The sequence below is a fragment of the Polynucleobacter sp. MWH-UH19D genome (assembly GCF_040409795.1).
In the GTDB taxonomy this organism is placed as follows: Bacteria; Pseudomonadota; Gammaproteobacteria; order Burkholderiales; family Burkholderiaceae; genus Polynucleobacter.
This window is the reverse complement of the sequence record NZ_CP099571.1, coordinates 318,324-332,162: the sequence shown is the minus strand read 5'-3', so window position 1 is coordinate 332,162 and position 13,839 is coordinate 318,324. Positions and strand designations below refer to the sequence as shown.

12 protein-coding genes are annotated in these 13,839 nt (G+C 37.1%); all 12 read right to left on the bottom strand.

What is annotated here, in order from left to right; genetic code table 11:
• Window positions 1-6 precede the first annotated feature (6 nt).
• On the bottom strand, window positions 7-852 hold the full coding sequence (locus tag NHB34_RS01760) for a class I SAM-dependent methyltransferase (protein ID WP_353427860.1): 846 nt from the start codon (window positions 850-852) through the stop codon (window positions 7-9).
• A gap of 59 nt (window positions 853-911) precedes the next feature.
• On the bottom strand, window positions 912-2,003 hold the full coding sequence (locus NHB34_RS01755) for an FkbM family methyltransferase (protein WP_353427859.1): 1,092 nt from the start codon (window positions 2,001-2,003) through the stop codon (window positions 912-914).
• A 27-nt stretch (window positions 2,004-2,030) separates the two neighbouring features.
• A complete protein-coding gene (locus tag NHB34_RS01750; RefSeq protein WP_353427858.1) occupies window positions 2,031-3,335 on the bottom strand; it encodes a phytanoyl-CoA dioxygenase family protein in 1,305 nt (434 codons plus the stop codon).
• Window positions 3,336-3,500: 165 nt separating this feature from the next.
• Window positions 3,501-5,267 carry a hypothetical protein gene (locus NHB34_RS01745; RefSeq protein ID WP_353427856.1) on the bottom strand — a complete coding sequence of 589 codons (1,767 nt, stop codon included), beginning with the start codon at window positions 5,265-5,267 and terminating at the stop codon, window positions 3,501-3,503.
• Window positions 5,268-5,276: 9 nt separating this feature from the next.
• Window positions 5,277-7,136, bottom strand: a complete 1,860-nt coding sequence (locus tag NHB34_RS01740; protein ID WP_353427855.1) for an asparagine synthase-related protein — start codon at window positions 7,134-7,136, stop codon at window positions 5,277-5,279.
• Window position 7,137: 1 nt separating this feature from the next.
• Window positions 7,138-7,815 carry a class I SAM-dependent methyltransferase gene (locus tag NHB34_RS01735; RefSeq protein WP_353427854.1) on the bottom strand — a complete coding sequence of 226 codons (678 nt, stop codon included), beginning with the start codon at window positions 7,813-7,815 and terminating at the stop codon, window positions 7,138-7,140.
• Window positions 7,812-8,738, bottom strand: a complete 927-nt coding sequence (locus NHB34_RS01730) for a class I SAM-dependent methyltransferase (protein WP_353427852.1) — start codon at window positions 8,736-8,738, stop codon at window positions 7,812-7,814. Before NHB34_RS01730 ends, NHB34_RS01735 begins: the two co-directional genes overlap by 4 nt.
• Window positions 8,731-9,567 (bottom strand): class I SAM-dependent methyltransferase, encoded by an 837-nt coding sequence (locus tag NHB34_RS01725; RefSeq protein WP_353427851.1) that lies wholly within the window; start codon window positions 9,565-9,567, stop codon window positions 8,731-8,733. The genes NHB34_RS01730 and NHB34_RS01725 overlap by 8 nt, the downstream gene beginning before the upstream one ends.
• Window positions 9,568-9,573: 6 nt before the next feature.
• On the bottom strand, window positions 9,574-9,954 hold the full coding sequence (locus NHB34_RS01720; protein ID WP_353427850.1) for a hypothetical protein: 381 nt from the start codon (window positions 9,952-9,954) through the stop codon (window positions 9,574-9,576).
• Window positions 9,944-11,068: an N-acetyl sugar amidotransferase gene (locus NHB34_RS01715; protein ID WP_353427849.1), complete on the bottom strand. Its 1,125-nt coding sequence runs from the start codon at window positions 11,066-11,068 to the stop codon at window positions 9,944-9,946. The genes NHB34_RS01720 and NHB34_RS01715 overlap by 11 nt, the downstream gene beginning before the upstream one ends.
• On the bottom strand, window positions 11,065-12,987 hold the full coding sequence (gene asnB, locus NHB34_RS01710; protein WP_353427848.1) for an asparagine synthase (glutamine-hydrolyzing): 1,923 nt from the start codon (window positions 12,985-12,987) through the stop codon (window positions 11,065-11,067). Before asnB ends, NHB34_RS01715 begins: the two co-directional genes overlap by 4 nt.
• A complete protein-coding gene (locus NHB34_RS01705; protein ID WP_353427847.1) occupies window positions 12,909-13,838 on the bottom strand; it encodes a polysaccharide deacetylase family protein in 930 nt (309 codons plus the stop codon). Before NHB34_RS01705 ends, asnB begins: the two co-directional genes overlap by 79 nt.
• Window position 13,839: the final 1 nt, after the last annotated feature.

Below are 13,839 nucleotides of genomic sequence, written 5' to 3'. Positions count from 1 at the left end.
TTCTCATCAATCTTGAATGCGTGAGATGATAATATCTTGGTAGTGCTTTGGATTATTTTGATATGTGGGACCGCGCCAAGAACCACGATCAATTTTTAATATTTCCAGCCCAGCATCTTTATACATTCTTTCAATACATTCTATTTTATAGGCAGTACATACCAAGGGATTCTCTTCTGAATAAGTCAAAAAATCTCCACAATCAAAAGGTAATTGGCGATCGGCTATTTGGGCAGCTAGAGAGTATTTGCTCTCATCGTCAATTATGAGCCAAGTATTAATCTGTATCCCACTTGAATGGCAGCTACCCTTGATTGATATCAAGGCTTGAAGACACGCTTGTGGTGTTAAGTGAGTAAAGACTGAACTACTCCACTGAATATTTGCACAAAAATCACTTGGTATAGAAAATTTTGCCTCTACTCCATCCGATTCGGCACATGTTTTAGTTTTTGAATGTTCGGCACCAATATAGTCAGCCTCTTGAGATGCAGCGTGCAATTGAAAACTTACAAAGTCATAGCTCGAGTAGGCTCGCTGCAACCATTCGATTGCATCCTCCCTAATATCTATCCCCAAATATCGATTTCCGCCACCATTGCTCGACTGCTCATATATGGTAAAAGGAATTGCAAGTGGCGCCCAGCCGCATCCCACATCTAAAATTGATAATTTTTCCAATGAAATGCCATGATTGCGAGCACTTTTTAACAAATATGGAAAGATATATTCAATAAAATATGAAGAAAACTGTTTAACATACCCCCGCTGACTTTTCCCCCAGTTCCAATTTTTCCTTAACGGTGGAATTAATTTTTTTATTTCTGTATCAAATTTATTGAGTTTTTTCATTTTAAATAATTTCTATTTAATTTTTTCTTCAGCTTGATCAAGGAATCTTTTAGTGTATGCTATCCATTTGGATAGTCAAACCACATATACTGTTTCCAACGTAGCAACTGCGAAATCCGCATAGCGCGAAGTATTGATCTAATACCGCCCCAAAATGCACCTCTACCTTGCCAAAAATTTCGATTTGCACGATGCCAAACGGCAATATTGTGTTTAATAGCATTTGCAGCCTCGACCTCAAAAATACCGGCCTCTTCGGCTTTTTCAATCATGAAATACGCCTCACTAAAGAATCGATATCCACAAAGTGCAACTGCAAGCTTACGAATAGCTGCAGCATTATTGCTGGCAATCAACTGCCTCCAGTCGCGCACATAGACAACATCGGCCTCCCATACTCGCGCTGAGAGAGAGGGGCTATTTTCATAAACATCAAAAATGTTTCGCTGATACCAATCACTATCTCCAGCCTTAGATCGATATTCTCGTGCAACGCTGAGATCTAGCAAACGCATTCCATTGCTCACAAACAATTCATCAATCTGCCCCCAACTAGGTGCACCATGATATGGGCCAATATTGTCAGTCACGCCCGTACATAAATTTACCTCAACTTCGGCTAATAATAACTGCTTCCCCCGATTGTCCCCCATGCCACGAAGCACTTCTAATTCAGCTCCTTGTACGTCAAGTTTGATGATATCGACACAATCAACCTTATGCTGATTTAGCACATTGTCCAAAAAATCTGTCTGTATCTTTTCTTCACGAATAGGAAATACATAACTATTATCTGGGCTTGCAAATTCACTTTCGGCATTAATGGCGTATATTGAACTACCAGTTGGATAATTCAGTATGTACAGAGTTCTCTCACCTCCAAACTCCGAAAGACCTATGGGCAAAATATGAAATTGGCTTGCATAAGGATAAGAAGAAACAATTGATCTCAACTTCTCACAACTTTCCTGGTGTGGCTCAAAGAGATAAAAGTCCACAATTCCTTGGTATGAGTGCCAATGAGGTTGCAATCCTTCGGCAGAACCCACGTCGACCGCAATCATTCTTTCTGCACCTAAGATGGCTTTTTTAGCTGGAATTAGCTTTGCCTCCCTTCGCGCCCTTAACCATCTTACAATGCCACGAATCATCTATACCCTTCCTATCGCGAAAATAAATTAAAGATATTTTTTAATAAATTTACGCGCATACTTCTTAGCTAGCGACAATTGATCCTTAAATAACGAATCACCAGCAAGATATGATTTGATAGATTCTGAGTTTTGATTGCGATAAATAACCTGAATAGCCATTCGCTCTCCAGACCTGACTAGGCTACCTCGATGCAATAAATGAGGGCCATCAAAGACCAAAGCATTACCACCTTTACTAAAATATGGAGTTTCTAACTTTTCCATAGTTTCTGTGAGCTCTGAACCAACCAATAAATCATCTCCAAAATGACTTGTGCCTTGAAATGGTTTTGGAAGACTCATAAAAATACGGCGCAATTCAGCATGTTGAGCAATTGGTCGATAGTGAGATTTTCTTACGTAATTTGCGTAACGCGCTCCTACTGTAGCATCAAGCGCTTTATGCATTCGAAATAAGAAATCAGATTTACCCCAGAGATTCGATTGAGGGATTGCCCTAGTAGGTCCATTTTCCTCATCAACAGGAGTTATATAAATCATGGATTTAGGCAAACAATCACCTTCGTCTACATGCAAATATCTCAATGGGCTATCTGCTAGCCCTACGTCGGAATATAAACCTTGATGCCAGCTTTGCTCTTCACAAGAATACTCTAGTCCAGCTCCAAGTACTGTCATCTTATTTTTCTTGTAGTCGCTTAATACGTCAATAATACCAGCCTCCTTGGACGCCAATTTAATCGCATTTAGCAATGAAGAATTAAAAGGTGCATTCATCACCGAACGATTCAATGGATCCATCAGAGCCTGTTGACGCAACTTATCTCTATGTCTTAAAGCCAACTCACGTATGTGGGAATACGTTTTTTTCGACAAATCTGCGATGTACATACCCTGATTTCGCAACAACTCCAATTGTTGCTTTCTCTCATGAGAAAGATTTACGCCATCATATTCCCTGGCCGAAAAGACTCTTCGAGCATATTCGTAACTAATATCAGAAAGAGTCCAGCGAAGGGATGAATCTAGCCACTCTTTTGCAATTATTGATTTATCTTTGCCCGCTGGATCCTTGATAATTTTATCGATACATAATTGAATTTCTGATAAAGCATCCATCGCATCACCATGATTTACAAAATTCAACGATGAAAAAGAATTGTTTATATTATCGATCTCACTAATCATAGAGGCAATTAATGAACAATCGCCATATGATTCTGACTGAAAATTGGCATATGCCGAATGTTTGGAGTAATCAATTTCAGGGTAACGCACAAAAATCCTCAGATAATCATTAATAACTGCCAAATAGTCAATAGTAAGCAAAAATGCATTAAAAAAAATATCTTTGATAACTCTAATCCGAATTAACGAAAACTCTTAAATAATTCAAATATATCAGCGTAAATTTGGGCTTCCCATCATTAGATATTCTCTCCCCAAATAATAATACATCTTAGAAAAAAGAAGGTGGTTTTAGTGAATTATCTTTTAATTAACAGTAAAACTTGATATAAAGTTGTTATAAATTCTTGATTTTTGTAAAATTGTTTTTTTTGGATACATCATTTTAAGTATATTTAAAAACTCAATTCTTAACGAATGAATTTCATTATATTCTTTTTGATTGTCAGTCGCCTTTGAAAAATCAAGCAATGTATTACGTCTCGACTCAATCAATTCTCGAATTACGCTTCCATCAAAGTAGTTTTTCCTGAAAAAACGCACATTAAAGAAGTATAATAATCTCGGGTCTAATATTTTTAAGAATTTTTCAAACGCCACGGTAATTAAACTCTTACAGTTAGCCTCTTTGAGATTGCAAACTGAATGAAGTGAAATTAGCGCAGTTTGCTGCTCATAAACATACCATTTAAAAACTTTCATCACATAATCAAAACTCCATCCATTGGCAATAGCTTCCTCAATTTTTTTAAAGTAATCAATTTTGTTTGATCCAATATAATTTAGATCCGGGTGATAATATAGGTTATTCTTTGAATAAATTACAACAGGAACACCAAAAATTGCTATTTCTTTCCCTACATTCGACCATGAATTTAGAAATACATCAGCTTCACCAATAAAATCATAAATAGAAATACCGTCTTCAGGTAAATTAAAACTAACATTCGGGGGAAGCTTGGATGCAGCCAACTCTAAAATCTGTCGTGCATGCTCCGAAGTCGTTTTTTCCCTTTTATTGGTAAATTCTCTTGGATGTGGTCGAATAATTAAAAATATATCTTGCTTTTTTTCTGCGTAATTTATTAGCGCTTTTATCCAATCAATTTGAGTATCAAAAATTTCATCGTCAAATATTTTTTTTGCACCAATAAATTCAGCCGCAACCTCTTCATCGTAACTAGCCATAGTCGCAACAAGAATCTTGCTTCTATCAGGTATGGTAAAAAATTCTCTAATAGATTTAGTGACTAATGATTTCTTGGTTGAATAGGTGAAAATACTTTTAGCATTTAGCAATTCTTTAAAGTGCTCTGTCACCTTTCTATATTCGCTCGGGGAGTGATTGCACCCAGAAAATTTGGGCCAATTTTGTATTAGATTTGAATAAAAAGAATAGGCATCATCTTTACTTATTATGAGTGACTGCAGTCGTTCTGATAAGTTACTTCCAGCGTGGATAGAATAAGTGTCAATTCCATGATATCGTGCAACTTCAGCAACAATCTTATTTACAGAATACATAGAATTATATAAAACTATTGCATCTATTTTTTTTGACTCAATAATATTTTTTAATGCATATGCAGAATAGTAAGTGTCGCGTAACTCACTTAAATATCGATCTTTTAAATCCGGGCTTACTACTAGCTTTATAAGCTTATGCCTAAGTATTATTTGATAAAAAGCAATTTTTCCAATACTTATTCCGCGATACTTTAGTTGAAATGCATCTCTAATATCTAAGTTGGAGATTATGCGGTCTACTTCATCTTTACAATCTTGACTAAGAGCACTTTGGATTGTTGCCCCTCCCAAATTGAAGGTCTTTCTTATATATTTGTCAACACTTTGGCACTCACTGCATATAGCTTTACAAGCTTTTTTTAATTTTCTATTTCTTACATCGCTAGTAATTTTAGATATTTTTGGTATGCAATAATCTCCTAATGCACCCCCACATGTGAAATATGATATTTCGCAACCAGCGTTATGCAAAGAATCTGCGACAATTGCCTCTGGAAATGCATGCTTCCATGGTATTGAGTGTGGCGAAAAAAAAAGTACTTTCATTATATTTTTCTAATTAATACTCTTAATCCAGGCTGTTAAATTTATTAATTGCCAAAAAAACATCATATGATTCTCAGTACTTTCATTTGAATGAACTATTTTTCTATGCTCATCAAATAATTTATGGACTAAGCTTATATTGTAGATTTGCAAATCCCTGAAGAAGCTAGAGTTAATTAAATCACCAAGCTCTTCTGAAAATTTTTCCGTTGAAAACCATAAATGCGCTGGTGCATTCCAGCCTGTTTTAGCAATCCTATTTCGTGTCTCCTCTGGAAGGATTCCCTGCATAGCCTTGCGAAGCAATACCTTCGTTATCCCGCTGTTAATTTTTAGCTCGCCAGGCACCCGAAACATAAACTCAGCCAATCTATGATCAAAGAAAGGATCAATATGATCAATGTTAAATTTTGATGTTTGTCTATCTTCAGCCCTGAGACAACAAGGCGCTGTTTCTCTAAAGATATCTTGATAAGTACGATTTTTTAAATAACTTTCAAATGGATGATCCATTATGGGTCTAAATTCCTTTAAATCAAAATATTCTTTGTTGATTGTATTTAGGTAATTAGAGCTTTCGTAAATCTGTGGATTACACACTCCAGACTTAGCGATATCAACCTTGCTCTGAAGTGACGCTTCCGCCACAGATCTATTTTTACGGTAAATTGGATGGTTATGGTATTCAGCCCACTTTTCAACCTCTTGCGAATATAGCTCTTGTTTTCTAGCATATTTAAGATCTGCAAAATGAAAGAAAAAGTGCTCATACTCTCCTGCATTTAATTCATCACCCCCCAGGCCACCAAATAGATTACTAAAGCCCGCGTTAGAGACATCATTACAGAGTATGTAATGCGATAACCAGGTTGCCGTTGCAACAGGCTCATCATGATCACCAACCATACTATCAACCAAATTGAAAACATTGGATACATTAATTTCTACTGGATTCCACATTTCAACTTTTGAATCAAGCATACTTTTAATCTCTTCAGATTCATCATATGTTTTGTCAAGATATACACTTGAAAATGCAATTTGTTTTTGACCGGTAGAGTGAACGGCGCAAGATAAAATTGAAGAACTATCCAACCCTCCAGAGAGAGTAAACGCAGATCTTCCGCTCAAAGAGCCCATTCTCTTTTCAACGGAATCTATCAGTAGACTCTGATATTGGGCAGCCAAATCGGCTGCATCATCTTTAAAATCAGGCTGCTCATACAGATCCCAGTAACGTTGAATATTTATGCGCCCCTTAAATACTCTCAAAAAATGTGCTGAGGGCAACTGTTTTATTTGTTCGTAGGGGGACTCTTCAGAAACATTATCTATATATCTATAATGAGCGCCTCCAAAAACAGCAACAAATCTCTTATTCAACTCCTTGGTAACTTTTGGCACACAAAACAATCCTCTAGGCCTTGAAGCAAAAGCGAAATGATCTGGAAAATTAACATAGTAAAGTGGCTTAACGCCAAAACGGTCCCGCGCTAAGTAGAGCTCTTCGGTATCTTCATTAAATAATGAGATTGAGAAATCTCCATTAATTTTCCGAAGTGCGCCTTCAAAGCCAAAAATTCCGTAAAGCTGATTAAATCTATAGGTATCGTTGCAATCAACTTTAGCGCCGATTAATAAATCAATTTCCTGTCGGTTATAAAAAATCCCATCTATAGCTATAACAGTAGCTCCATATCGAAAAATTTCAGGAGTTCGCCAACCCGACCAAATAAATACCCCAAATTTTCCAGTATTTATGGCTGCATCATTCCACCCGACATTGGATGTAATACCTGCCTTCATTTCTGAAATAAGACCCCGCAAATTAAGAGGGGTGCTACTTATGATTCCAGCGATTCGTGACATACTATCTTCTCTTAGCCAAAATAAACTTCCAATAGTGAGGATGATCTATAACCATTTCCGAGTTCCCGCCAGTTCGCAAATCTGTTACTATTTGCGCTTCATATCCATAGCGACCTATGAATTCCAGGATTTCATTCTGGCCATAATGATTCACGTGCACATTTAAACTCACACCGCAGTCAAGATAACGATCGTGAACATAGGCATACTCTGATTTATCTTTAATTGACTCCCTTAGCAAGACAGTCTTTTTAGACATTTTGAGCATTCTCTCAAGCGGCTTGTGATAATTATCAATGTTTGAAAGTACATTAATGCAAATGATATGGTCAAAGGTTCCATCCACATCTTCAATTCTGATATTTTGAAGTTTGTCAGGTTGGAGTTGAAACTTTCCTAACTCCTCACGACCGATATCTATAAGAGAGCATGATGAATCAATGCCCCAATACTCTACAGATATTTTTCTACTAACAAGAGAATGAAAAAAATAACCACTACCACATCCAACATCTAATACTGAATCTCCGTCGACAATATGTGGCCTCAGTAACTCAATCGCCTGCGCATGGCACGTCATCTCCGGAATTTCTTGTCTGCACCTCTTTTTATATAGCTCTTTAACTATAGAACTATGTTCCCAAATTGAATAATTATCCCACCCATTTTTTTTGATCATTTTTTTGCGACAACACAAAATGCAGAGGCCATAAAGTACCCCCTCCAATCTCTTGGATTTTCTTCCATATTTATGCTACCTTGTAAAAACAAGTTCCGGATTGAACCTGAGAATTGCGGCGGAAGACTATGGAAATGATAAAAAACAACTTCAACTTCCTGAAAGCCAACCTCTTTAAACACTCTTTCAAGCTCAAGAGGATTATGTAGTCTAGATAAGACCTCATCATAACCAAGCTCCCCCGCCTTACCCTTTCTAATTGGGGGTAAGTCAGTTCTTAATTGCGCCTTTAATTGCTCTAATGCAACTTCTAATTTCACATTTTCTTCATTTGTGGCGAAACCTCTAAGCTCCTCAACGGGAATCAACTTTTCGGTGAAGAATTCATAGGTATGTCTATTTAAAGCAAATAATGAAAAAAGTGCATTTCTAGCCTCGACTATTGCCAACCCTCCCGGCATAAGAGAATTGTAAATATTGCTTATTGCCACAATTTCGTCTTCCTCCCTGAGGTGAGGGAACACCCCGCAGCTTACGATGGCATCATACTTGTCATCATTCGCTGAATCACAAAAATACCCAGAAGGATTTAATACGCTTGCTTCCCATACGTGTGACTCAGGCACCCCAAGCTGTCCCATAACTCTTTTAGCCTCAAGTACCATCTCAGGAGTTAAATCAAACCCGTAAATTTCCCGCCCTTTTTGTAAGAAGTGCCTCAACATAGACGCTGGACCACAACCAGCATCTAGCACCCTTTTTGAACCTGCATCGTTGAGTATAGACTTGATTAAATTTAAATGGACAGGGGGATAGGGAGCTCCATCACCATAATATTCATCATAGTAAACCTCGCCCCAGGTTGAATAGCAATTTTTAATTGCTTTTTCAATATCAACTGTTGGGGTATCTTTATTATTCACTATATTTCCTCATAAAACCGCGTAATGTGTATTTTGTGCTTGGCTCTCTAATTCGCTCACAACATATCAATTGATAGCCTGATTTTTGAACTAGCAAAGCAAACGACGAGAAGCTAAAAACATGTATGTGCCCAATAAAAAACTCTTCTCTATTCTTTCCCTCATTTGCAGCCGCCTCTCCGTCAGGCAACTCAACATATATCAATCCATTATCTGACAATAGTTGCCCCGCGTATGCAAGAACTTCGACTGGGTTATCAATGTGCTCTAAAACCTTATTAAAGGTAATCAAGTTATATAAGCCAAGTGAGGAATTCTGCCTTAAATCACCACAAAAACTTTTGATGCCTACCACTCCTCTATGATGCTCTACCAGACGGTCGTCCATATCTATGGCAGTACATTCCCAGCCAATCTTTTTCATCTGAAATGGAAATACACCTAATCCAGCACCAACATCTAATAGATTGATTGATGTGGATGCATTACTTTTCCAATATTCTTTACAAAATTCATCGATATACTTTACCCGCCCAATATTATCTGATTCAGATGGGCTAAGATTATTTATTCTGTCGAAAGCTTTTTTAATACCTATCAAATCTTGGTATGTAGAGGAAACATATTCTTCTGAATACAGCTTATTTTGGTTCCCATCAAAACTCTCAAGAAAATGACCGCAATTTTTACAACAATACATCTCTCTCCAGTATGACCCTTGATTGGCTATCGGAAAATTTTTCTCCACATCTTGAGGTGCATCGTAAGAAAATTTCTTTTGAATACCTTCTTGAGAGCACATGGGGCAAATTAAGTTTTTTACTTTCACGATAAATTATTTTTTCAAAAGTCTTGTAATTCTTTCAACCTCTTGGTCCTCGTCTAACCAACATAAAAAGCTCTGTAAATCTGAATTAATGTAAGTAAAAAATTCGGATTCTTTTCCAGCCTCAACAAGCATTAAAAAAATTTTTCCAAACTTCGAGACAACCAATGCACCTCTCAAGCCAAAAGATTTTAGTCGGCCATTAATGGAGGGCGTGGCATAGAACCCCCAGCTTTTTCTTGTAACGTCATACTGACCGCCTGAATCAGTCGTGAATGTAACCTGCTCATCTGGATTTAGATCAAGGCTTCCGCAATCCGCAAGCTCCAACTTCAGGCCAGCGCCAGAAACCTCGAATTTTCTGGGGGGGTCAAGAGGCTTAAATTGCATCCCAATTCCAATCTTTTATCAAGAAATTATTGATTTTCCATTGACCACCTGAGTGACTCCAAATATCCAAGTTCCTAAATTTTTCGCAAATGTCATAAAAATTTTTGGGGTCTATTTTTACGAAATTGCAGAATTTCAAAATATCGTCTTTCGGCCTCTGATTACCTGCAGTTGCAATTATTTTAATAGCCTCATTCCTACTTAATCTATTGTTACGTATTTCAAGAGATAAATTATCAAAAAGCCTAGTAAAGCCAAATTTATACCATTTAATCCAATGATGTAATGAGATAAAGTTATCATCTATATCAGCGTAGTCATATAAGCCTGTCCGAGCCCCCCCACTTATAAACTCAAACCCGTTAGCTTTTGCTGATGCCAAGCTAGTCTCAGGATCCCACTTAAAGTAATGCCCAAGAAATATTGCATTTAAGTCAGAATGGTCCATCAACTCCTGGCTGGGCCCAAAATATGCTGCGAGATTTTTTGGTGTAAAACCATCTCCGACCCAGTCTGCTGCAGTCGTTCCATGCGTCACCCCAAACCTAGAAAGCCAAGCCGAATTTAATCTATAACCACTCAAGCTATCATCATCAGAGCCGTACTCAAATGCTGAATTTTCGCCCCAAATAACCAATGGAATTTTGAATTTAATAGCAATATTTAATGGAATATTAAATAAGGCCATATGCATTGGAATGGCGGTAGAGCCAAAACGCTCAAGGCCTCGTAACATGAACTGAGACTCAAGCTTTGGGCTAACCTGATAATCAATATGGTCAACACCTAGTGAAATGAGATTATCCAAATTTCTCTGGCCAATTTCAGTTCTGCCAGGAGTTCTCCAAGTAACAGCCAAAGGCGTCAAGCCATATTCAAGGCATTTAATAACTTGCCATGTACTATCTTTACCCCCGCTTACAGGGATAACACAGTCATATCCATCAGATGATGCCTTTGCCTTCTGAACAATTTTTTTGAAACTTATCTCTCTTTGTTTCCAATCAACGTGCTTTTTAGTATTGTGATTTTTGCAGGCATTACAAATACCATCCTCTCCAATAACAAGGCCCGGTCTTGTATCCGGCAAAACACAATTTTTACACCATTTCATAATATACCTTGCGCGGAAAATTCCTCAAGGAACATTTTTGCATTTAAAAAATAAAAGAGGAATTTACTTTGACTGTTTGGCAAATGCGCTTTATTTAATAAAGCCTCTATAGAATCGCGCTTTATCAACTGAAAAATTGGGCTATCTGCAAGAATTTGACTTCTAATTTTTGGATTATTCAAGTCTAGATAATCCAAAATTGGAGCATTAAAGCCAACTTTCCTAGGATTATCTAAAATAATATCGGGAGTCAAACCTCTGACAGCCTCACGCAGAACTGCCTTTGCTCTTCCATTACGTATTAAATGTCTAGTAGGAATTGATTGACAAACTTCAAATAATCTTCTATCCAAAAACGGAGAGCGATTCTCTACCGAGTAATACATTGCATTCAAATCGTCCTCATGCAGAATAACCGGCACCGATTCATGAAACAACTCATTATTCATTCGGTTTCGTAAAATAATATTGCTATATTCCTCTTCTTCGAATCTCTCAAACCAAGGTGAATTCAAATATGAAAGAAAGACTGCTGCGTCTAAAAAAATATGGTCTCTCAAATTAGGATTTTTAATAAAACAATCTGCATCTTGCAGGAAAGGATTTCGAACTATAGGCGCCACAACCTCGTGCCAATTTTTGCGAGCCAATAATTGCTCATCCGAATAATTTTTTAGCGAAGCTAAGTAGAAATTATGATGGTCAAAATAACCACTAAATAATTCATCCGCAGCTGTTCCAGATACTGAAACCTTATAACCATCTTCAGCAATTTTTTCCATCAACTGCCACTGCGCATAATATGTAATTGTGGAAACTGGGGAATCGTGATACTTAACTAATTTCCGCAAATTATCTAAAAAGTCACTTTCATTGATTGGGACCTCAGTATGTCTAAGTTGTAACGCATTTACTGAAGCATTAACCATTTCTTGCTCTTCATAGCGCTCATCCGTATTCATAATTGTGTAACCATGAACATCGTAATTTAAGTATTTTTTAGCTATGGCAATTAATGCATTTGAATCAATCCCACCACTTAAACAAAATGCTATGGGAACGTCAGATCTCAACCTTAATTCGACCGAGTTAATAAGGGCTTCACGAGCATTTAATACCGCATCTCCAAATGACATCCCGTCTATTTGCTGATTGAATTTTGGCACCCAGTATTTTTGTTCGACACACACACCATGAACGTCCACTTTTAATACTGAGCCTGGCGGAACCTCTTTTAAGCCCTCAAAAAATGTATCGCCACTTTTGTACAATGCTTTATACCCGTTAACCATGTATCTCAATAGATGGTTTTTATTCACTGGAAGTGTGTGACCTATGAGCGCAAAAATAAATTTAGGCTCTGATCCAAAATAAAGTCCTGTCTCATCCTTTAAGATATAGAGAGGCTTTTCCCCAAAACGATCTCTAGAAAGAATCAGTCCAGACTCATCTAGCCACGCAAATGCCCACATACCCTCACATTGATCTAGGCCATCAACACCAAACTTTTGTATGACTTTTGCCAGAACTTCTGTATCTCCATCGGTAGCGAACGACACACCACTCTTTTTTAATCTATCCCTCAACTCTAAATAGTTATAAATTTCACCATTAAAACTTAAGCAATCGTCATCAGTTAAAAATGGCTGATTAGATCGATCATCTAGATCTAGGATTCTCAATCGAGAATGTAATATTTGAGCATTTCTATCATTACCAACTTTTCTATAAAAGTAGCCATTTCCATCAGGCCCCCTTCTCTCCATAAGCTTTTTACAACTCTCAAGTCGAGCATTGGAAATTAGATTGGTTCCAAAGTAACCAGCAACTCCACACATATTTAAGCCACCATAATTCTGAATAATTTGAATGGGTCCATATCCAGCGAGTTGTTTCCCTGAATGGCAGTTGGGCAGCAACGAACTCCCCGCTGCTTCAACTCACGTATAACTTCATCAGAATAGCAATGAGCCAAGCCCTCAGGATAAGAATAGTGAGTTGAATCAATATCGGCCATATGTTTCATTAGTGAAATACTTCTATCTAACTCATAACTTAAGTCATCTGAAGAAAGAAAACTTAATATAGGATGCGTATGGCTATGCCCCCCAAAACTCAATAATCCATTATCTTTATGAATTTTCTGAATTTGATCCCATGATAACTTTAAATCCAACGGATCATCAGAGCTAATATTGCTAGGAAATCCAAGGTCAGAACATACTTGATGTGCAAATAAATTAGGGTTGCAGGTTGGTGTTTTTTTTACTAACTCTCTAACGACTCTTAAAAAATTAATTTTTTCATCAACATGATTCAGGGGATAAGTATTATCATTCACTTGCAAAGTAATTTTACTTTTTTTGGTTTTCTGTACGGCATACTCAATTCGATCAATCCAAGACATTCGATTATTTTGAATAAAATCAGTAGTCAAGTAAATCATAGCTGGAATATTATATTTTTCCAATATTGGTGCTGCCACACTTATATTATTTTCAAAACCATCGTCAAAAGTTATGGCAAAGGAGCCTGGCGAAAACGGTTTCTTTTTATCTAAATGATCTAAAACCATATTCATGGATATTGGACTTCCCTGATGCGCTAGTTTACCCATATACTCATCAAATAATTCTCCCTCTATATGCTTCATTGTGTAGTTGCGAACTGAATGTATTTGTTTTTTGATTACCCCATGAAATAAAAAAATAACGAGATTGTCCTTGTGCAGGAATTCACATATATTTGATGGAGCGATATTTGGCGTCATC

Coding starts and splice junctions, on each gene's coding strand:
- NHB34_RS01760 (WP_353427860.1), bottom strand. CDS start 852: ATGAAAAAACTCAATAAATTTGATACAGAAATAAAAAAATTAATTCCA.
- NHB34_RS01755 (WP_353427859.1), bottom strand. CDS start 2,003: ATGATTCGTGGCATTGTAAGATGGTTAAGGGCGCGAAGGGAGGCAAAG.
- NHB34_RS01745 (WP_353427856.1), bottom strand. CDS start 5,267: ATGAAAGTACTTTTTTTTTCGCCACACTCAATACCATGGAAGCATGCA.
- NHB34_RS01740 (WP_353427855.1), bottom strand. CDS start 7,136: ATGTCACGAATCGCTGGAATCATAAGTAGCACCCCTCTTAATTTGCGG.
- NHB34_RS01735 (WP_353427854.1), bottom strand. CDS start 7,815: ATGATCAAAAAAAATGGGTGGGATAATTATTCAATTTGGGAACATAGT.
- NHB34_RS01720 (WP_353427850.1), bottom strand. CDS start 9,954: ATGCAATTTAAGCCTCTTGACCCCCCCAGAAAATTCGAGGTTTCTGGC.
- NHB34_RS01715 (WP_353427849.1), bottom strand. CDS start 11,068: ATGAAATGGTGTAAAAATTGTGTTTTGCCGGATACAAGACCGGGCCTT.
- NHB34_RS01705 (WP_353427847.1), bottom strand. CDS start 13,838: ATGACGCCAAATATCGCTCCATCAAATATATGTGAATTCCTGCACAAG.